General features: G+C 52.3%; 14 protein-coding genes, 1 tRNA gene and 1 pseudogene. 6 read left to right on the forward strand and 10 right to left on the reverse strand.

Going from position 1 to position 20,178, the window contains the following annotated elements:
* Nucleotides 1–77 (forward strand) — tRNA-Met (locus JK213_RS05250).
* A 152-nt stretch (nt 78–229) separates the two neighbouring features.
* On the opposite strand, the gene JK213_RS05255 is transcribed toward JK213_RS05250, so the two are convergent.
* Nucleotides 230–1,042, reverse strand: a complete 813-nt coding sequence (locus JK213_RS05255; RefSeq protein ID WP_211571297.1) for an NAD(P)H-dependent oxidoreductase — start codon at nt 1,040–1,042, stop codon at nt 230–232.
* Nucleotides 1,043–1,145: 103 nt separating this feature from the next.
* Here JK213_RS05255 and JK213_RS05260 point away from each other — a divergent pair, with 103 nt between their 5' ends.
* Complete coding sequence (locus JK213_RS05260) at nt 1,146–2,063, forward strand: LysR family transcriptional regulator (protein WP_194262201.1); 918 nt, start codon at nt 1,146–1,148, stop codon at nt 2,061–2,063.
* A gap of 576 nt (nt 2,064–2,639) precedes the next feature.
* Here JK213_RS05260 and JK213_RS05265 read toward each other — a convergent pair.
* The 3 genes from JK213_RS05265 to JK213_RS05275 all read right to left on the reverse strand — a co-directional run bounded on the left by JK213_RS05265 (nt 2,640) and on the right by JK213_RS05275 (nt 7,366).
* A complete protein-coding gene (locus tag JK213_RS05265) occupies nt 2,640–3,239 on the reverse strand; it encodes a glutathione S-transferase family protein (protein ID WP_194262200.1) in 600 nt (199 codons plus the stop codon).
* A 159-nt stretch (nt 3,240–3,398) separates the two neighbouring features.
* On the reverse strand, nt 3,399–6,458 hold the full coding sequence (locus JK213_RS05270) for an efflux RND transporter permease subunit (RefSeq protein ID WP_194262199.1): 3,060 nt from the start codon (nt 6,456–6,458) through the stop codon (nt 3,399–3,401).
* Nucleotides 6,455–7,366, reverse strand: a complete 912-nt coding sequence (locus JK213_RS05275; RefSeq protein ID WP_228125457.1) for an efflux RND transporter periplasmic adaptor subunit — start codon at nt 7,364–7,366, stop codon at nt 6,455–6,457. The genes JK213_RS05270 and JK213_RS05275 overlap by 4 nt, the downstream gene beginning before the upstream one ends.
* On the opposite strand from JK213_RS05275, the gene JK213_RS15835 reads away from it, so the two are divergent.
* Nucleotides 7,259–7,507, forward strand: a complete 249-nt coding sequence (locus JK213_RS15835; protein ID WP_228125459.1) for a hypothetical protein — start codon at nt 7,259–7,261, stop codon at nt 7,505–7,507. The two genes, JK213_RS05275 and JK213_RS15835, sit on opposite strands and share 108 nt — an antisense overlap.
* A 124-nt stretch (nt 7,508–7,631) precedes the next feature.
* Here the strand turns inward: JK213_RS15835 and JK213_RS05280 are convergent, their stop codons facing one another.
* Nucleotides 7,632–8,240 carry a TetR/AcrR family transcriptional regulator gene (locus JK213_RS05280; RefSeq protein ID WP_194262197.1) on the reverse strand — a complete coding sequence of 203 codons (609 nt, stop codon included), beginning with the start codon at nt 8,238–8,240 and terminating at the stop codon, nt 7,632–7,634.
* Nucleotides 8,241–8,374: 134 nt separating this feature from the next.
* Here JK213_RS05280 and JK213_RS05285 point away from each other — a divergent pair, with 134 nt between their 5' ends.
* Nucleotides 8,375–9,874, forward strand: coding sequence for an efflux transporter outer membrane subunit (locus tag JK213_RS05285; RefSeq protein WP_228125439.1), 1,500 nt, complete (start codon nt 8,375–8,377; stop codon nt 9,872–9,874).
* Nucleotides 9,875–9,936: 62 nt separating this feature from the next.
* The gene (locus JK213_RS05290) at nt 9,937–10,749 is read left to right on the forward strand and encodes an SDR family oxidoreductase (protein ID WP_194262196.1); all 813 of its coding nucleotides are present in this window, start codon (nt 9,937–9,939) and stop codon (nt 10,747–10,749) included.
* A gap of 213 nt (nt 10,750–10,962) precedes the next feature.
* Here JK213_RS05290 and JK213_RS05295 read toward each other — a convergent pair whose 3' ends face one another.
* The 3 genes from JK213_RS05295 to JK213_RS05305 all read right to left on the reverse strand — a co-directional run bounded on the left by JK213_RS05295 (nt 10,963) and on the right by JK213_RS05305 (nt 14,716).
* Nucleotides 10,963–11,211, reverse strand: a complete 249-nt coding sequence (locus JK213_RS05295) for a hypothetical protein (protein ID WP_194262195.1) — start codon at nt 11,209–11,211, stop codon at nt 10,963–10,965.
* Nucleotides 11,212–11,423: 212 nt separating this feature from the next.
* The gene (locus JK213_RS05300) at nt 11,424–13,409 is read right to left on the reverse strand and encodes a glycosyltransferase family 4 protein (protein WP_194262194.1); all 1,986 of its coding nucleotides are present in this window, start codon (nt 13,407–13,409) and stop codon (nt 11,424–11,426) included.
* Between the two features lie 26 nt (nt 13,410–13,435).
* Nucleotides 13,436–14,716: a Hint domain-containing protein gene (locus JK213_RS05305; RefSeq protein ID WP_194262193.1), complete on the reverse strand. Its 1,281-nt coding sequence runs from the start codon at nt 14,714–14,716 to the stop codon at nt 13,436–13,438.
* Between the two features lie 595 nt (nt 14,717–15,311).
* Between JK213_RS05305 and JK213_RS05310 the strand changes: the two genes are divergently transcribed.
* Nucleotides 15,312–15,560, forward strand: coding sequence for a hypothetical protein (locus JK213_RS05310; RefSeq protein ID WP_194262192.1), 249 nt, complete (start codon nt 15,312–15,314; stop codon nt 15,558–15,560).
* Nucleotides 15,561–15,987: 427 nt separating this feature from the next.
* Here JK213_RS05310 and JK213_RS05315 read toward each other — a convergent pair.
* Together JK213_RS05315 and JK213_RS05320 are read right to left on the reverse strand one after the other, a co-directional pair.
* A pseudogene (locus tag JK213_RS05315) lies at nt 15,988–16,197 on the reverse strand (PhzF family phenazine biosynthesis protein); the annotation flags it as partial.
* Nucleotides 16,198–16,344: 147 nt separating this feature from the next.
* Nucleotides 16,345–20,100, reverse strand: coding sequence for a glycoside hydrolase family 99-like domain-containing protein (locus JK213_RS05320; protein ID WP_194262190.1), 3,756 nt, complete (start codon nt 20,098–20,100; stop codon nt 16,345–16,347).
* Between the last annotated feature and the right edge of the window lie 78 nt (nt 20,101–20,178).

The raw sequence follows: 20,178 nt of genomic DNA on the forward strand, positions 1-20,178 counted from the left end.
CGCGGGGTGGAGCAGCCCGGTAGCTCGTCAGGCTCATAACCTGAAGGCCGCAGGTTCAAATCCTGCCCCCGCAACCAGTGAATAAGCGTCTGAAAAGACAGAAGAAAAGCCACCCAATCGGGTGGCTTTTTTGGTGCCTGAAATGCCCGCAGGAAACACATAGGAAACAAACGAAAAGGAATTCAGGCGCAATTTTGTCGGTTTTCACTTTCGCGTGATCGTCGGGACGCTAGCCCTCGTAGTCGCAAAGACAGGGCTTTGGTTCTACGACATGCAGTGCAAAACGAACTGCGCCTAGTGTTTCCAGGCCGGGTTTCAACTCCATCGTCGGGATCTGATAGTCGCCGCCGTTTTGTTTCCGGTATGGGATCGGCGTTGTCGTTGCGAGCGTGCGCATACGCTCGCGAAGTTGTTCGGACACAATTTCGAAACGTGCGTCATCCAGTCGGTCTGTCCTGTAAGCCACGAAAGGCGGTAGCACTGTGAAGCCGGGATAGAACAGAATGCCATGGTTGATCGGAAACAGCAGATCATCGATCTGACCATTGATCCCGCGTTCGGAATAATGCTCCGGCCAACCTCCCGTCGTTACGAGCAGCATGGCGCGCTTGCCTGCCATCACGCCCTCGCCATAGCGATCCCCCCAGCGGCGGTCGCTGTGTTCACCAACGCCATACGCAAAGCCACAGGCATAAACGCGGTCAACCCAGCCTTTGAGGATCGCCGGCATGGCGAACCACCAGAGCGGGAACTGGAAAACCACGGTATCGGCCCAGCGAAGTTTCTCCTGTTCTGCTTTCACGTCATCCGTTAGGCCGTCTGCTGCGAATTCGCGGGAAGATGCAGATGCCACTTTAAGGCGCTCGTCGGTAGGCAGATCCGGGAAATCGCTGCGGTCGACGGTCGCTTTCCAGTGCATGGTATAAAGATCAGAGACTTTGACCTCGTGCCCCTGCGATTGCAGTTCGGCGACTGCGATATCGAGAAGAGCGCCATTGAGGGAGTGTCGTTCGGGATGGGCGAACACGATCAGGACATTCATGCGTGGGGCCTTGTCTTTGTAAAAAAGGTTCGTTTCCCGGCAAGACTAGGCGATAGGATATTCTTCTCCCATATGGAGATAGCGGAAGGCACTGTGCCGAAAAATGGAACAATCCTTGATCTCGCTGGAACGGATGCGAACCTTTGTACGCATCGCTGAACGCGGCAATCTGGCCGCCGTCGCACGGGAAACCGGTGCCGGACAATCGACAGTGACGCGGCATCTGCGTGAACTTGAAGAGGCTCTGGGTGTCTCGTTACTGACGCGCACCACGCGCCGGACTGCTTTAACAGACGAAGGCACGCGATATTATGCGCAGTGCGTGCAGATTCTTTCTCTTGTCGAGCAGGCAAGTCAGGAAATGCGTGACACACGGCAGGCAACTGCCGGAACGGTGCGTATTTCCTGTACGGGTGCGTTGGGTGTTCTGCATGTCAGTCGTCTCGTCTATGCTTTTCAGGACGAGAACCCAGGGATCAGGGTGGAATTCGGTCTGACGGACGAGCGTATTGATTTGGTGCGTGACGGTGTTGATATCGCCATCCGTCTTGGCCCCCTGAGCGATTGCGCAATGAAACTGCGCTCCCTTGGCGAGAGCGAGCGTATGCTGGTCGCATCTCCCGAATGGCTGCGTCGCAACGGTCCGGTGCGGAGCCCCGAGGACCTGCGTCAGCTTGAAGGCGTACGGATGTCTCGTGTGCATGGATCGGACCGGCTGGTTTTGCGGAGCACGAGGGGCAGAAATCACGTTGTGCCGTTCCACGGTCGTTTAATCGTCGATCATGGTTTGGCAGCGCGGGATGCGTTTCTTGCAGGTCGAGGCTATGGGCCAGCCCATCGCTGGCTGATAGAGGACTGCCTGCGGGATGGTCGGCTTGAGCATGTGTTACCAGATTATACACTGTCGCCCGTGCCGCTGAGTATGCTGATCGCGCCGGAACGGACGAACCTGACCCGGGTTCGTCTCTGCGTTGATTTTCTTGCAGAGGGACTTAGGCGGGTTCCCGGCATCAGCCGGTGAGTGTTCGAACTTTGCTGCGGCATTCAGCCTGCGTGCGCACAGAAGCTAACATGCGCCTGCGGATCAGTCCGCTCACGGGGCGGATAAGATACCAGTAAGGCGCGAAACGTCGCCGGGTCGCGGACGTAGGACAAAAGACACATGTCTCGGTCGTGAGGCGCGCTCTTCCGTGTGTCAGAGGCAGAAGCGTGAAGGAAAGCACAAGTCTGCAAACGTCCTGCCTTGCGCAACTCCGGAAATCTTCCACTGAACGGCATGGGAGTAACCCGTAATCGGCTTCCCAGAATGCACCAACCAGCCCGAAAGCAAGGGTGCTGTCTCCATCACGTCCTAAAAAGGTAAAATCGTCCTGGTCAAAGGGTGGTCGACTGGTGCGTCCCAACATATGCATGGGCAGTTCGCGTAGCTTTATGGCAGCACGAACCAGCGGATCATGTTTCAAGCGGTAGTCCATCGCGCAGTCAAGAATGCGTCCCGGAGGCGCCGCAATATCGATGCTATGTCGTTCCCGAAAATCAACACGAGGCAGAAGCGTCTCGATCCAGTTCGGGGAAAGCGTCGCGGCGCCTTTAGGTGTCATCTGTCAATACCGGGCATCGGCACGAATCCCGGTAACGCCCGGACGCGATCGATCCAGCGTGTCAGCGCGCTGAAAGGGGTGATGTCGATCCCGCCTTCATGGGCGAGCGCAAGATAGGGAAATAGTGCGCAGTCCGCGATGGTCGGTCGGTTAAGAGCGAACCAGTTATGGACACTCAGATGCTGGTCCAACAGAAGCAAAAGCCGCTGCGTGACAAGACGTGCGCTTTCCATCGAACGGTCATAGCCAAATTTTCGGATCAGGCGAGCCGTGTTTGGACCATCGCGCACCTCGTTCGCGGCGATGGAAAGCCATTGCACGATTTCAGCCTGGGCTGCTGGTTCTTGTGGCCACCATGTTCTGTCCGCAAGTTGGCCGGCCAGATAGACGAGGATCGCCTGGGAATCACGCAGAACGATCTCCCCGTCGATCAGAACTGGCACTTCCTGAAACGGATTCAGGGCCGTGAATTCTGGAGTGCGCTGTTCGTCTGCCGCGAGGTCCACGGGTACATGTTCCAGATGAATTCGGGCCAAGGCTGCCAAGAGGCGCACCTTATAACAATTGCCGGAGAGTTCGAGATTGTAGAGTTTCATGAACGCTTCTCCGTCATGCGTGATGACTACGTCTGATTTGTATAAAGCTTTCCCCCAGCAAGCGCACGCTTCGTTGCCGTGCTGGAAATGGGCAGAGGGAAGGGGACAGGGTTTTTGAATTCCCTGCCTCGGTTTCCGGGCCATTACGATTTTCTGTGTTCATACGTGCGCGCTTGGCTTTATTTTGTACCAGATCGCATAAAGAGCGGGCAGAAAGAGCAGAATCAGCACTGTTCCTGCAATGGTTCCTCCAATGAGGGTAAAGGCCATCGAACCCCAGAACACTGATTCTGTCAGAGGAATAAAGGCCAGTACAGCCGCGAGCGCAGTCAGAATGACCGGGCGTGCACGCTGTACGGTGGCTTCAACGACGGCATGAAAAGGATCAAGTCCCGCAGCCTGATTGACCTTGATCTGCCCTATCAGGATCAGTGTGTTGCGCATCAATATGCCCGATAGTCCGATCAGTCCCAGAATTGCATTGAAGCCAAAAGGCTGATGAAAGAGCAGCAGGACGGGAACAGTACCAACCAGCCCCAATGGTGCTGTTAAAAAGACCATTATCATGGCGGACATGGTGCGTGTCTCAATGACCAGAACGAGAAGGGTCAGGAGGACCATCACCGGAAAGATCGGAAGCAGAGCGCGATTAGCCTTTCCAGCTTCCTCTGTATTTCCACCCGTTTCGATACGATAGCCGGGCGGCAGGGTTGCCTTCAGATGAGCCAAAGCAGCTTCAATCTCTGTCGAGACTTGTGGGGGCTGAAGATTTTCGTCGATATCGCTTTGCACCGTAATGGTCGGCACACGGTCCCGCCTGCGCAGGATGGGGTCTTCTGCGCGGTAGTCGAGATGACCGATCTGGCTCAGGGAAATCGCCCTACCTGTGTTATTGCTGATGGTCATGTCCTTGAGACGATCGGGGTTGAGGCGGTCATGGCCCGCGCTTCGGGCGATCAGATCGACGGTCCGGATATCCTCGCGTACTTGAGTGATTGGAATACCCAGAAGAAGAAACTGAATCTGGGAAGCGGTCTCTTCGGGCGTTAAACCAACGAGCCGCAAACGGGCCTGATCCAGCACGAAATGGGCTGTAGGAGCGCGTTCGCCCCAGTCGGTATTCACCTGGCGGGTATTCGGGTTTTGCCTCATGATGTCCTGCACTTGCCGCGCGATCACTCGCAATTCGTCTGCATCAGGACCCATGACACGAAATGCGACGGGAAAGTGAGAATAGGGGCCGAAGACGAGTTGCGTTGCACGGATGCGGGCTTCCGGCGCCAATCCCTGCGCGACCTGCGCTCTGAGCTTGAATTTAAGACGGTCACGCGCTTTTTCGTTCGGGGTCAGAACGATAATTTTCGCAAAGGACGGATCGGGAAGTTCAGGGTTATAGGCAAAGAAGAAACGGGGCGCGCCAGCACCTACATAACTCGTGACGATGGTGGCTTCCGGCTGGGTGCGTAGCCAGTTTTCCACGCGTGCGGTGATTTTGCTGGTTGCTTCAATGCCCGTACCTTCGGGCATCTGGACTTCAACGAGTACTTCCGGACGATCGGATGTCGGAAAGAACTGTTGTTTGACGGCTCCCATCCCCACGACCGCCAGAAGGAAAGCTGCCGTGACACTCCCCGCAACCATGAACTTGCGACGCACTGCCCAGATGACAAGGCGACGAAACCTCTGATAGCGCGGCGTCATGTAAGGCGAGCCGTGCTCGTTACCGACCTTATGGATTTTGGGGAGAAGCTTTACCCCCATATAAGGCGTGAAAACGACTGCAACGACCCACGAGGTGATCAGTGCAAATCCGACCACCCAAAAGATGTTGCCCGCATATTCGCCAGCCGTGGATTGGGCGAAACCCACCGGTGTAAAGCCAATAACCGTGACGAGTGTGCCAGCGAGCATTGGGGCCGCGGTATGGCTCCAGGCATAGGCCGCAGCGCTGGTGCGTTCATACCCTTCCTCAAGTTTCACCACCATCATCTCGATTGCGATGATGGCATCGTCCACCAGAAGGCCAAGGGAAATAATCAGGGCGCCAAGAGTAATACGATCAAGTGCCCGGCCAGTCAGATGCATGATGATCATGACGGTCGCAAGCGTAAGGGGAACAGCAGCGGCAACCACAATGCCCACACGCCAGCCAAGACTGATGAGGCTGACAATCATCACCACGATCAGCGCCACAAAAAACTTGAGCATGAACTCGCCGACCGCCGCGTGAATATTCACGGCCTGATCGACGACTTTTGTCAGCGTGACGCCTTGTGGAAGGCCTGCCGAGAGGGTCTTGCCTGCGTCATCGAGCGCAAGCCCCAGTGTCTGACCGTTCCAGTGCTCCTGCATTACGACATTGAGGACCAGCGCCTGCTCGCCATTGTGCCGGATCAGGTAGGCCGGAGGATCTTCATAACCACGATCGACTGTAGCGATGGCGCCTATTCGGAAGGTTCGGCCATTGGCTGCGACGGGTGTGTTGCGGATCGCTTCGAGATCGTTGAAACGGCCATCCAGACGGATGAAAACCTGTGGACCGCTGGTATCGATCGAACCCGCTGCCGTGACGCTGTTCTGGTGGGAAAGAGTATTGAAAATATCCTGCGGCCGGATGCCAAGTGTGGCGAGGCGCGCGTTGGAAAGATTGACGAAAATCTGCTCGGGACGTTCTCCGACGATGTCGACTTTTCGCACGCCTGGCACATGCAGCAGGCGCTGGCGGATGGTCTCGGCATGGCGAACCAGCAGCCGTTCGGGCAGACCATGGCCTTCGATCGCATAAACGGCGAAATCGACGTCGCTGTATTCGTCGTTGACAAAAGGCCCCATGACACCGCGCGGTAGTTTGGGGGTCGTATCAAAAAGCTTTTTGCGCGCCTGATAGAACTGTTCTGACACCGTAGATGGCGGCGTGTTGTCCTTTAGTGTGACCAGAAGAACGGTCATTCCGGGCCTGGAGAGGGTTTCGACCCGGTCATACCACTGAAGTTCCTGAAGTCTTTTTTCCAGAGGGTCTGCGACGAGATCCTGCATCTCCTGTGCCGTGGCACCTGGCCAGACAGCAGAGATGGTAAAGCTTTTGACGGTAAAAGTGGGGTCTTCAGCACGCCCGAGCTGTTTGAAGGAAAAAGCCCCGGCGAGACTGAGGGCGATAATCAGAAAGAGGGTGATCCCGCGCTCGCGAACCGCCAGAGCCGAAAGGTTGAAGCGGCTCATTGCATCGCGACCTTCTCGTGAGCGAGTGACACATGCTCGTCGGGATGCAGGTAATGGCCTCCTGTTGCGACAATCGTCGCTCCAGAGTGCAATGTGGGGTCGCTGGCAGGAGTGAGGACAGCGTTTTCTTCTGTCAGTTGTGCGACGGCGACTTTATGGAAACTGACGCGGGACGTTTTGTTGTCTACGATCCATATGCCCTGACCCTGTCCTTCGTCATCCAGTGCTCCCAGAGGAACCTGAAGCCTCTGTGCGTCCTGATCGAACGGGAGTTCGACCCTGACCGTCGTTCCCAAAGGAGCCGATGCGCCTTTGTCTTCCAAGACATAGCGTGCCGCATAGGTGCGCGTTGAGGCATCCGAGGCATCGGAAAGCTCTCGCAAATGGGCAGAGATCTTCTGAGCGCCGCCATAGAGAAAAGCGCTTGCTTCTGAATGTAACGCTGGACGGAGGCCTTCCGGAAGATCGACGCGCGCTTCGCGGGGACCGGCATGAGCCAGGACGATGACGGCTTGGCCGCTTGATACAACCTGGCCCGGTTCTGCCAGTTTCTGGACGATAACCCCGTTGGCATCGGCGCGGAGCAGTGAATAATCGTCCTGATTGCGGGCAACTTTTTCCTGAGCGATGGCGGCATCGAGCTGCGCTTTTGCGCTGTCAGCTTCTGCTTTCACTTCGTCGTAGGTTAAGGCAGACGCTGCTCCCGTGCCAACAAGGCCGCGATAGCGCTTTTCATCGGCGGCAGCCTTTACCCAACGGGCACGTGCGGAAGCCATGCTCCCTGTCTGTGCCGTCAGGGCATGAACGTAATCAGTCGGATCAAGCCGCATCAGCACCTGACCAGCCTTTACCTGCTGGCCGACGTCAACCAGACGCTCAATAATTTTGCCTTGAATACGAAAGCCCAGATCGCTTTGTACCCGCGCGACGACAGTCCCGGTGAATTGGTACGTGTCAGTGCGCGCATTTTCGATCTGGGCGGTCTGAACGATACGATCGGCAACGCGAGGGTCGGAGTGAGCCTCTCGTTTGCAGCCGACGAGTCCTAAAGTGGCGAACAAAGTTGCCGCCGTAAGGCGGGGCAGGCGCAAGACGGCCATTGAGGGCTCCAGGACAAGAGTGGTGACTTATCCTGTTTATTAGTGAACGAAATGTCAAATCGTCACTTAAAATTTACGGTGCGAGGCTGCGCAGAACCAGATTGGCAATCATCGTGGCATCGGTATCGAGGGTCTCCAGATTGTATTCGAGAAGAACGGGATGCCGAATGGGCTGAAGGCTGAGTGTGATGGCGCGGCAGGCTTCATCAATCGGCGTCTTGCGTTCGAACTCTCCCTGTTCACGCCCTTCCAGAATAATGTGGCGGATAATGCTGCTCAATTCCTGATCGAAGGCGATGGCGGCGTGCCATTTCTCCTCAATTGCGGACGCGACAATATCGTGCATTTTACGATCATGAATAAACAGATCGGCCCCATTATGAGCAAGAGACTGAAAGGTTTTTCGCAGTTTTTCAGGGGGCGTGATGTCTTCTCTCACGACGGTCTGGATGTCAGTCAGGAGCTTGTCGTGACAGAGGGTGCAGATCGCTTCGCCAATGGCTTTTTTTGAGTCGAAGAATTTATAGAGATAGGCGGTGGACAGACCGATCGCCTTTGCCAGATCCGCGACTGTCGTTTTTTTATAGCCGTACCGCCGGAAGTGCTCGTGTGCCGCCGTGATGATCTGCTCCCGACGGTCATGATCGACGGGGCCTCGTTGCCCGGAAGGTTTTCTGGTCATCGTTTTGCCCCTTGTTTTACCCGTCCTTCATAGCTCTGTTACCCAATATTGACAACGAGTGACGAATGTGAAAACCATTCACTCGCATTGTAGAGCCAGACACGATTGCTGGATCACATTTGGGGCATGAGCATATGGCTGTCGATCACACCGCACGAGCGATGTTTGTGAAGCCCTCAAGGGTCGTGCGCTTCGCGAGAACGTCTTTGTCGCTTACGGCTATGTTAAGTCTCGGGGCATGTGCGGTGGGGCCAAATTACAAGGCACCTCACTCGGATCTTGCCGCGTTTCATAATGTCGACTTGCGAGGGTATGACGGCGGCCAGACTTCTCTGGATCGCTGGTGGGAGTCATTTCACGACGCTGAACTGGTCCGTATAGAACAGCGTGTTCTGACGCAGAATCTTGATCTGGAAGCGGCAATCGGGCGCATAAGACAGGCTCATGGTGCGGCTGAGGCTGCTGCTGCACAAATGCTGCCAACACTGGATTTTGCTCCGCAGGCATCGGCCTACAGGCTGTCCAATGAAGGACTGATTGGTCGGATAGCGCATAATTTTCCGGGCTATAACCGCGATCAGCGAGCTTATGATATGCATGGCGTGGCCAGTTGGGAACTGGATCTGTTTGGCGGTCTGAGACGTGGGCATGAGGCGGCCCGAGATGAAGCCGAGGCTGCTGTTGCGCAGAGCGCGGGCGTACGGATCAGTGTCGCAGGAGAGGCCGCGGATGCTTATTTCCAGATACGGGGATATCAGGCCCGGCTACGCATCGCGCAGGATCAGATTTCAACGGATCGGCACTTGTTTGATCTTGTGCAGCAAAAGCGGGACCGCGGTGTTGAGTCGCAGCGTGCGCTTGATCAGGCGCAGGCCCTTCTTCAGTCCGCACGCGAGACAGTGCCGGTACTACGGGTCGCGTTAGAGGTTCAGCTTAACCGGCTGGATGTCCTGATGGGCGCCCAGCCGGGGACTTATGCACAGGAATTGGCTTTTGCCTCGCCTTCGCCAGCAATTCCGTCCATTGGTAATGTCACGCCCGCAGATATTTTGAGGTGCCGCCCCGATATTATCGCGGCAGAGCGGCGTCTTGCCGCGTCAAACGCACGTATCGGTCAGGCACTGGCTGATTATTATCCGAAGCTTTCGCTCTCGGGTGCGCTTGGGTTTCAGAGTCTGAGCGTGAACAAGATGTTTACGCCAGCAGGTTTCGGGCCGTCGGCGTCCGGCGCTCTTCGGTGGAGGATTTTCGATTTCGGCAAGATCGATGCGGAAGTCCAGCAGGCAAAAGGCGCACATGCCGAACAACTTGCACAGTATCGGTCAACGGTTCTTCACGCGGCCGAAGACGTGGAAAACGCTTTTATGGCGTTGGCTCAGTCTGAAAAACGTGGAGACGATCTCAGAACCGAAGTGGCTTCTTTGACCCAGGCTCGTGATCTTTCCAGCCAGTCCTACAAGGCGGGGGTTATTCCTCTCACGGATGTCCTTGATGCCAACCGGCAGTTGCTCGAGGCCGAAGACCGCCAGGCCGATAACCAGAGCGAAACCGCCCGGGCCGCTGTCCGATCCTTCAGAGCGATCGGCGGCGGCTGGGAAGGAGCGGCGGACGGTCTGCAACTGGCTTCACGTTAGGCCCATCGGCAGGGATGTCGTGGTCGTTGTTGCAATAAACATCAAAGTTGAAAGAGCAGAATATGGCACAGAATATTTCTGGAACCCATGAAACGATTAACCTCGGTAAAAGAGCCTTGGTCACTGGGGCTTCAAGTGGTCTGGGTGTCGATTTTGCCGATTTACTGGCAGCGCAGGGAGTGGATCTTGTTCTTGTCGCCAGACGACAGGATCCGATGGAGACGCTGGCGGAAAGACTTCGGCTTCAACATGGTGTGGATGTCATCGTTGAACCGTTTGATCTGGCCAGCTCCGGAGCGGCCGGTCGTCTCAGAGAGAGGCTGGATGCCCGATCGCTCCAGATCGATATTCTGGTGAATAATGCTGGCTATGGCCTGCATGGAGATTTTCTGGATATTCCGATTGAGCGAACCGCCGACATGATCCAGCTTAATATCACGGCGCTTACTGAGTTAAGCTATATGTTTGGCGCGGCCATGGCGGAGCGCGGCAATGGTCATATTCTGCTTGTGTCCAGCATTCTGGCATTTCAGCCCGTGCCGACCTATGCGGCTTACGCTGCGACGAAAGCCTATGTGCTTTCTTTCGGGGAGGCGCTGCACGATGAACTCCGCTCTCGCGGTGTAAAGGTGACCGTCCTTTGCCCGGGCCATACGGAAACGGGCTTTGACGCGGTGGCTGGTGCGAGCGTTTCAACTGCATTGCGGATGTTGACCATGCAGCCCCGTCCAGTCGTGCAAAGTGGTCTTTCGGCACTTTGGAAAGGAAAGGCGAGTATCACAGCCGGGATCATGAACAAGATCGTCGTGTTTTCCAACCGCCTAATGCCAAGATCAATGCAAAGAGCCGCGATGAAGAAAGTTCTGGGGCCATAATCTTTACCGGTATTGGTGACAGGCGATGCAGGGCCTGTTGGTCACGAGCTCTCCATCGTAACCTTTGTCGGTTAGGAATGCCTTGATCCTGTCAGGGATCATACGGAACAGCGAGCCGAAACCATGGACATCGTGTGTCTATGTCGGCGTCAGGACAAAACCGATAGGACACCCCTGACGTCGTATCGGGCCTGCAGTTTGGCGGTGAAACTGTCACGCGATCGGCCAAACAGCTCGGTTGCCTGAGATCCTTTTTATAACGACGATATAATGATGCGCCCGGGTCGCCGTGCTGTCGATCATGTCTGATGTGGTATCTCGTTCGACCGCTTCAGCCAGGATTTCCTGCACCGCATCGCACACGCCCGTCGTCACCCAGCGTCGGTAGCGTCGGAACACGCTATTCCACTTGCCAGAGTCATGAGGCAGACAGACGATTGTTTTGCGCAGGACGACAGCCATGACCCTTTTTCGAGCGAAAGCAGCGTCCCGATAAGGGTTCATCCTTCATCAGAAAGCTCAATACGATCACCCAACAATGACTCTAAAAAGCGGCCCTGAATCAATCAGTGACGCTACTGCCAAATCTCGTCCACGAAACCCAAAAAAATTTTCCATAATAATTATAAAGACACCATAAATTCCCACTGATAATTAATTAAAAATATATTATATTACTCGATTTTCTTCATTGAATTTATTATTGAAGAAATACAATATTTTTCCCTAATAAAAGAAACGCCAATTCTTGATATACTGTCAATATCTCTGTCGTCATGCATGGAAATAATCATATTCGCAATACTATCAGCGTCCTTCTCCACAACAACCTCCTTCAACTCTACCGGAAGAGGGATCCCTTCAGCAGCGACAGGTGTCATGACAACAGGAAGACCCCACCCCAACATTTCAAGAACCTTGCCTTTAATACCCGCTCCAAAGCGAAGAGGCGCAACGCCAATCCTTACCCTGCTAAAAACTTCATTCAGATCCTGAACATAACCAAGAATTTCTATGCCCGGACTTGTGGTATTCCGAAGGCGCTCTGGCATATGAGAGCCAACAAGATAACAAATGATATCCGGACGCCGCTTGTGAACAAGCGGCATAATTTCTTCTATTAACCAGAAGGCTGCATCGAGATTAGGTTGATGAGCGTAATGCCCGACAAAAAGACAACCGCTACGATTTTGAAGCCGTTGAATAACGGGGGGCGTTTCAATCACCCATGGCACAACAAAAACAGGAGTTCGAGGCGCTAATTCTTTCAGAATACGCATTTCTTCTGTTGAATGCGTAATCAAAGCGTCAGCCTGAATTGCACAAATTCGCTCCAGAACCCGTACACGCTGCGCCTTACTCTTTAATTCCATATCATCAAGTTCTATGGCTTGGCGTTCCAATCTTAAATAAGACAGATCGGCAACACTAAAAATGATACGAGCCCGCGACTGAAAGCATCTTGCAAGACCGATATAAGCCTGCGCCACCTCCACTCGATGGAGATAAATCAAGGAAAAACTATCACGTTGATTGCGTAAAACTACTTCCACAGTATCAAAAAGCGGAGCCTCTAAAATTTGGATCCCGTCTTTTTCCAAAAATTTCTTTTGTTCTCTGGTCGCCTTCGTTTCATTTAACGCAATAAAAGAAACATCGTATCCCATATCTGAAAGCGCACGGATATGCGATATAATAGCATTTGAGCCAGCATCGCGACTTGGATTTGGAAATCTACTATCTATCACTAGCGCACGTTTATAACGATTTTTAATATTCTGAGAAGGATCTTCAAACCCCGATGTCAAAGCCTTCTGTCGTTCAATGGAATGTTTGTCATAACCAGATATTTCGTCATTAGCCGTTGTCTTCAAAATATCCAACGTTGACAGAAGTATTTCCGAAATTCGCTCTCTCTCTTCATTATTTCCAACGCGCTTTGCTGCAAGCTGCATGAACCAAAGTATATCTGGATCAAAAATGGAAACCGCTTCGATAATAACTGGGGACCCCTGTAATTCAGCCCCATCATCTCTGATAACACGAACGGTATTGCATATGTGTGGGGATAATAATTCTGGTAATATTATAATGAATCCATGATAGCCCGTTCCAATCCCACATTCTTTTAAATCTTCTCGAAACCTATTTGCTATAGAGTTTATTAATACACAATCATTAACAATTACCTGTATGCCAACAGAATTTTCGGGATGGCTTTCGTCCCATGCCCACCCCGCTATACAGCGTCTTTCAACAGTATCCAGAATGCCTGCATGCTTTCCTTCCTGCAAATTTGCTAATGCAGTAACCTGGCGTGGCTCAGCCGGGATTTCGACTTGGCAGGGAGAACCCTCCAACTCGACGCCACTCACGGCTTCTCTTGCTTCAATTTGGATTAACTCTCCTGAAGGTAACCCACCTACAACATTGAAACAAAAACCATGATATCCATCACCTATACCAGACTGCTCGAGGTCCTCTCTATACAAATCGGCTTTGATGATCCCTAGAACAACTCCATTACACAATAGACGGATAGCTACCGCCTCATCCGTCCCATTATATGCCCATCCTACGATGGTGGATTTGTCGATTTTATCGACAAATCCACGTACGACAACGAGAGATCCCTCTCCGTCAAGATTTTTTCCATTCATGATCAATAAGTATCTTCATACTATAATCACGCTGAAAGAAGCGTATTTTTCTTGGAAATCTCTTGGAGATTGCGACGAATACGCTCTACGATGGGCCCTTCTTCCAATCGCGGAGCACAGTAATGCACCGGTTTCACCCTCCGGTTTGGGTAAAGTGTATAATAGTCGTTTACGTTATGGAACATTGATCGGCTTGAATCGTCGATGAACGTCTCAGAAGGCGTCCCTTCTGCATAAACAGCGTCGTGCTCTTCAAGTTCTATATGATAATATTCAATTATTTTTTTACTAAACGATCGGACTATTGTTGTCTCGTTCACAAGGCTTTCAGCTTGGACAAGCACTCCATCTATCAACATTGCATGTTTCGGAGAGACTGTCAGATCGCAAACGGGGAGACCACCTCCCAACGAACCACGTTTGAAAATTACAGGGATAACATTCGGGTTTACGCCTGCGAAACGCGATGAATAACTTCTGTAGCCAATCCAGACTACAGGTTTCAAATCTCCGCTCACAGTCCGAACCAGATCCCCAATCTGCAAATTCTCTACGGAGACTTCTCCGTCTGCAGCCTGAATTGCGGTCCCCTTCGCAAAGCACGCGACGACAAGCTCCGTTCCATTTCCGCCTGAAACGGACTGTGTGGAGAGATATGTCCCCTCTCCATCTTCTTGATCCGTGTATTGCCCATTGAGGATTAATGTATCCCCATTGCCAAAAGATATCGTACTTGTGTCAAGCAGGGAGTTGTATGTAACACCTGTAATCGTTGCCAGAGTGCCGTTAGAGCTCACGATAATCTCGTCGCCTGCCCCGAAACCATTGATAGTTGCTCCACTCAAAAGAGCGATATTCGCGCTTGATGCCGCAAGATTGAGGGTTCCCCCTCCCTCCCCAAAATTGATCTGAAGGCCTGACGCCGCGCTAATAAAACTGGCAGATCCACTAAAAGTGCCGCCGTTTGTAATATTTACTGTTACGTATTTCAATGCATCCAACAAACCGCCGCTAATAGACATTGTCCCGCCGTCCGCATCAAGCGTAACTCCGGTCAAGATGCCAACTGTTCCACTGCTGACTGCGACTGTCGTGTGAGCTTCCGCCGTTATCGTATATGAAGCAGCGGCCGCGAGCGCAGCCAACTGGACAGTGGCGCTGACTGCAGATCCGTCTCCGGATCCCACAGTCAAGTCATTGGGGCCAATAGCCAAAAGAGAACCCAGATTGTAGCTGCCACCATTTGTTGAGGCTGTAAGTGAGAGAGAATTCCCAGATCCGTAATAAGTATTTCCGATATTGGACATGTTACTTCTCCATTTTTCTCGTTGACTCGAACATCAACCCAGAAAGACTGAATGAAGCAAAACAAGAAAAATAATTTATTTCTATAAAAAATTACGACACTTTCACATAAAGTATCATCATAAAATAGTTATATTATATAATAAATGGTTACCGAGAATCAGATTCCTCTTTGGTCCACGCATATTGCGTCGAATTATCTAAAATGAAAATTTCTGAAAAATACTCAGTTTTTGAGTTACGCTTCAGTGATTCCACTCCGTCTATGTTGGCCTAAAAATAGATCACGAAGCCCGTACTATTTTTGATAGCAAGAAAGAAGGATAATCCGCCCTATCGACCTCACCACTCTATTTTTTGACTCTAAATCAAAAATGAGACTGGCTGCTGCGCGAATCAGATTGTCTAATATCGTTGACAAGCGGCAGATGCATCTGCACATGGACGCCACAGCCTAGATTTCGTGGACGAGGTTTGACAGTAACATCCCTGATTGATTCAGGGCTGCTTTTTAGAGGCATTGTTGGGCGATCGTATTGAGCATTTCTAACGAAGGATGAACCCTTATCGGGACGATGCTTTCGCTCGAGAAGGATCATGGCTGTCGTCCTGCGCAAAACAATCGTCTGTCTGCCTCATGACTCTGGCAAGTGGAACAGCGTGTTCCGACGCTACCGACGCTGGGTGACGACGGACGTGTTCGATACGGTGCAGGAAATCCTGGCTGAGGCGGTCGAACGAGATACCAAATCAGACATGATCGTCAGCACGTTGACCCCAGTGAACCATTATTTCATCGTTATAAAAAAGATCTCAGGCAAGCGAGGCGTTTGGACGGTCGCGTGACAGTTTCAGCGCCAAATTGCAGGCCCGATACAACGTCAGGGGTGTCCTATCGGTTTTGTCCTGACGCCGACATAGACACACGATGTCCATGGTTTCGGCTCGACGTTCCGTGATCCCTGACAGGATCAAGGCGTTTCTGGCCGATAAAGGTTACGATGCAGACTTCATTCGCGAGGAGCTTTCCGAATCCGTCATTCCACACAAAAACAACCGCCGCGATCCTGTCCCTCATGATAGGATAAGTATTGTTGACGAAATTTCGTCGAGCGCCTCTTCAATAAACTCTAGGACTGGCAATGTGTTGCTAACCGATATGACGAAACCCAGAAACCATATCTTGGCTTCGTCAATCTCGTCTCACCATTCCAATGAATAACCTTTGTCTGCGAAACTTAGTTAAGCTTGCAAAGGCTCGGATCTTGCACGCGTCATTGCGGGGGCTGAAGATGCGCAGCTTATAGGTTGCACCTGGCTGAGTTGGGGGGAGTAGAAATGTCGTTTCCGACAGGTTTGTCCAACCAGCGATCGCTTGCATTTGTTTTGTGTTCAGTCCTCCAGCATCCAGTACAACAGCAACAGGATTTCCCTTAAAGGGAGTAGAGCTGAAAACATCCACAATTTTGAAATCGCGGCTCATGGCATTTCCTTTTGGAACTTTTCTGTATCTTTAATTGATATTCAATCACGCTACAAAAAATTAAAAATATAATGTTAATTATGTCGTAAGGATTTACCCGGAAAGAAGCGGGCGCCCATTAATATGGGTTGCGATTTATATTTTCCTTTAGTGTGTTTGCTGTATTCCGAATTGATTTTCTAATGCGGCAATATAATCTTTTTGACGTTTTGTATGTGCTTCATGAAGGGTTAGGCGATTGATGAGCAGGGTATGCATGTACGCAATTTCTTCGATATGGTTTAGTCGATTGAGAGAGTGTGTTGCTGAAACAGCATGTCTTCGATGAACATTGAGAGATTTTGCTATGTATACAATTTCTGCATCTTCCTGCGTCAGAAGTTCTACATAAATTCTCCAGTCTCCGGCAACGCGAAGTGTTTTTAAATCTTTTTGACAGGCATTAATAGCAGTCAACAAACGTTTTTTCTGAAAAATGGCGCTACTGACATTGAGAACGAGATTACGTTCAAACAGGCATTCTCTTACAAATCCTTCACCTGTAAATTGACTGTTATTTTCCAAAAGTGCGCCTACACTTTGTGAGTAGTAGGGACGATAAGATGAAGACATTGGCGTTCCGTCTTCATCTACAGAGCGGCTATCGGTGAATGCCATGACAACAGACGGATTGCTGTTGATGCCGTCCAGAATATTTTCGAGAAAATCAGGTTCACAAAAATCATCTGCTTCGGCAATCCAGATCCAGTCGCCTTGTGCGAGGTTAAGGGCTTTGTGCCATTGCCGGAAGACAGACCCTGAGGGGACAGTATTTTCAATGCAGAGAATGTCTCGGTTCCAGTCTTTTGCAGTCTGACGCGCAATTTCCAGACTGTTATCGTGAGACGCATCATCAAGTACGATGATTTCAAAGACCGGTATTGTCTGCGCAAAAATGGAAGACAGGCGGCTGCTCATGTAACGGGCATAGTTATAGGACGGAATAACGACGGAGATTTTTGGTACCTTTGGCAGAGCCAGGCTGAGAATGTCCTGAGCATAGTGTTTGAAGCTGAATGCGTCCTGTGCGAACCGCCCGGCTTTCTGTCGTTCTTTGCCAGTTCTTTTCATGGACCAGATGGCCAGTTCTTCAGTTGCACTGGCCAGAGTTGAGACATCTGCGAACGGAACAGTCCGGTTTTGGAAATCTTTATTGCTGTCGAGTTCTTTCAAAAGATCTGGAATTCCCCCTGCATCGTCGAATGCAACGCATGGAAGGCCCGCAGCCAGCGCTTCAAGAACAACCGAAGGGTACGGGTCCTCGCGTGATGGCAGAACAAACACATCGGCCGCGGCAAACCAGACCGGAACATTGTCTATTCGTCCCGGCATGTGGAATGTGCCGCTGGAGCAGGCGTTTTCCAGTTCAGTGTGAAGGCTGTTTTTCAGGGACGGATCAATATCTCCCAGCCAGACACAGTGTACTGTGCTGCGCAGTTTGCGCCAGAGCTGAAGGAAAAGGTCAAATCCCTTTCGCAAATCCGCGTAGCCTGCGCCGATCACGACCGGATCTGTTGAGCTAAAGCCCATCTGTTTGCGGATCGTCTGCCGTGTCTGCAAGGAAAGTGACGCGGCGGCATAGAGGCCCTGTGGCAGGATTTTCAGGGTTTTTGCAGTTTCGAGATCAAGTTTTCTGGCCACACTTCTGGCCGGGACAATAACATTCCGAGCAAGCGCGCAGGCCTGTTTCATAGGTGTATAAAGGTCGCGACTGCGGAGGAGGGCTGGAAGTTCATGGATCAGGAACAGGAAATCGATACCTGCCTGCGCAAGGTGAGGCGCGATGCCTGAAGACGCAGCGCTATTGAGGATGGCTGACTGAAATCCCTGCTTTTGAAGTGTGTAGAGACGAGATGCGAGTGTTTCTGCTTCTGCGGAGAGCACTTCCGTTGGTGCGACATTCCGATAGTCATTCAGAAGTGCACCGTCCGCTAGAAGAAGAAACTGAAGCTCCACTCCAAAGCAGTGTTGCAGGGTGCGGCCTGTTTCCAGAAGCAGTCTCTGCGCGCCCGCTGGAAATGCGTCATGACCAATCAGCAGAAGCTTGGATCGAGACCGCTTGCCGCCAAAGCCCGTACAGGCGCGGGCCGTCGCGTTGAGATAGGCGCTTCCGAAATGTTGATCCGGTTCCAGATATGCTCCCTCGGCCCATTCGTTCCAGGCATTGATGCACACGACCGGGTCTCCGAAGAAAGTCCGGGTTTGAGCCTGTTCGATCAGACCGCCGAGCCAGTGTTCGTAGAGTTCCGGGGTTGATCCGTGCAGGACAAGACCTTTTCCCTGCCGGCGCGCGTCATTATCCCAGGAGGGGGCCGCAGTTCGGATGAGTGGAAACGGCGCTTCGGGTTGAGACAGCGCATGCTCCACGACGTCACTGTAATCATAAACCTGAGCACTGAACTCATTATCGAAGAGCTTGAGTTCGTCATTCATCAGGTTGCAGCCTGATACGACCTTGTGGGGCGGAAACTCGATGGCCCCGTCCAGTCCGAAAAGGTCGGGATTTTCGTCTCCAAAGGCCTGCCCCATGACAAGGATCGGGTTTAATCCGTGTCGATGCCGGAACATCGCGCGCCATCTGGCGATCGTGGCCGGCGCATCGGGGATTGTGCCAGGGCGGTAGATCATGAGGACCGGTCGGCCATCGCAGTGGATATAGCGCCGGTCTTTCAAATAGCGGGCAAAGCAGTCCACGAGGGCTTCGTCATCTTCGGGGCGGTAGTCCTGCGCAATCAGCAGGTCGTCATCCGATCCGTCCCAGCGACGGCTCCAGTTCTCATTGGCCCACATCAGGCAGAACGGAAGGTCGATCTGCGGGTTGGCCAGCAGGATGTCCAGTGGTTGTTCCAGCAGGCGCTGGCGGTTGAACCAGTAGAAATAGAAAATGAACCCCTCAATGCCCGCTGCCTGGGCCATGGCAGCTTGCCGTTCGAGGATTTCTGGCGAGTTCAGAGTGTAGTGGCCCAGGTCGCGTGGAATGCGCGGCTGATAATGGTCTGCAAAACGTGGAACGCCACGGGGCAGGTTGGCCCACTCCGTGAAGCCATCGCCCCACCAGGCGTCGTTCTCTGGGATGGCGTGAAACTGCGGAAGATAATAGGCCAGAACCCGCGCGCGGCGAATGGCGCTTTTGGGAATGGGGCGGGGCTTTTCAAAAAATGGGCCGGGTTTTGTTCTGCGTTTGATTTCGCCAAAAACCGATATTTCGCTTTCAGGACTGCATGGATGAACATCCGGCCGTTCGCGGTTTTCCAGATAATGAAGAAATGGATTGCTTTCGGGCGCATTTCGCAGGTGCTTGCGCCTGTAATAAAGCGGGTCGAACCCGTCGAAGGGGCGTCTTGCCTCGCGAAAGCCCTGAATCATATAATGCTCAAGCGCATCCAGGCCAGCTTTCGCGACATCCGGATAAGACCGCAGATAGAATTCCGGATCGAAATCCGGAATGGGGCGCAGGGGTGTCGTGTGTCGGTTCAGCAGATAATGGGCGAGTGCCAGCATCCGTTCCGGAACGTGATAGGTTTTTACATACCAGGTCGGGTCGAACCATGCGATCGGGCGACGTCCTTCCCGCTCCCCGCGTAGGACATAATGCAGTAACGGATCGCCAATAACGTCGCGGTTCTGACTGAGATACCAGTGAGGATCAAAAAAAGGATTGGGTTTGCGACCTTCGCGCCATCCATGCTGGTGAAAATGGCGCAGAACGTCGGTTCCAAGGGGTTCAAGATCCGGATTGGTTTTCAAATAGTAAAATGCGTCGAAAAGTCCGGAATGCCCGAGAATCTGAAGAGGCGACGCATCGACCGGGAAAGACGGTGCTTGTGAATCGTCAGCAGGGGAATGTGAGAACGCATTCGGCATTGATGACTTTTTTACGGTTTTTTAACTTTATTCAAGCCGTTAATTGATCGTCATTCCAAAAGGAATTTGATCGCATTG

The sequence above is a fragment of the Gluconobacter sp. Dm-44 genome, assembly GCF_018256175.1.
Lineage (GTDB): Bacteria > Pseudomonadota > Alphaproteobacteria > Acetobacterales > Acetobacteraceae > Gluconobacter > Gluconobacter cadivus.

Bases quoted from the DNA above. Each gene is read 5' to 3' on its own strand.
- JK213_RS05255 (WP_211571297.1), bottom strand. From the start codon at position 1,042: ATGAATGTCCTGATCGTGTTCGCCCATCCCGAACGACACTCCCTCAAT.
- JK213_RS05260 (WP_194262201.1), top strand. From the start codon at position 1,146: ATGGAACAATCCTTGATCTCGCTGGAACGGATGCGAACCTTTGTACGC.
- JK213_RS05265 (WP_194262200.1), bottom strand. From the start codon at position 3,239: ATGAAACTCTACAATCTCGAACTCTCCGGCAATTGTTATAAGGTGCGC.
- JK213_RS05270 (WP_194262199.1), bottom strand. From the start codon at position 6,458: ATGAGCCGCTTCAACCTTTCGGCTCTGGCGGTTCGCGAGCGCGGGATC.
- JK213_RS15835 (WP_228125459.1), top strand. From the start codon at position 7,259: ATGAACGTAATCAGTCGGATCAAGCCGCATCAGCACCTGACCAGCCTT.
- JK213_RS05280 (WP_194262197.1), bottom strand. From the start codon at position 8,240: ATGACCAGAAAACCTTCCGGGCAACGAGGCCCCGTCGATCATGACCGT.
- JK213_RS05285 (WP_228125439.1), top strand. From the start codon at position 8,375: ATGGCTGTCGATCACACCGCACGAGCGATGTTTGTGAAGCCCTCAAGG.
- JK213_RS05290 (WP_194262196.1), top strand. From the start codon at position 9,937: ATGGCACAGAATATTTCTGGAACCCATGAAACGATTAACCTCGGTAAA.
- JK213_RS05295 (WP_194262195.1), bottom strand. From the start codon at position 11,211: ATGGCTGTCGTCCTGCGCAAAACAATCGTCTGTCTGCCTCATGACTCT.
- JK213_RS05300 (WP_194262194.1), bottom strand. From the start codon at position 13,409: ATGAATGGAAAAAATCTTGACGGAGAGGGATCTCTCGTTGTCGTACGT.
- JK213_RS05305 (WP_194262193.1), bottom strand. From the start codon at position 14,716: ATGTCCAATATCGGAAATACTTATTACGGATCTGGGAATTCTCTCTCA.
- JK213_RS05310 (WP_194262192.1), top strand. From the start codon at position 15,312: ATGGCTGTCGTCCTGCGCAAAACAATCGTCTGTCTGCCTCATGACTCT.
- JK213_RS05320 (WP_194262190.1), bottom strand. From the start codon at position 20,100: ATGCCGAATGCGTTCTCACATTCCCCTGCTGACGATTCACAAGCACCG.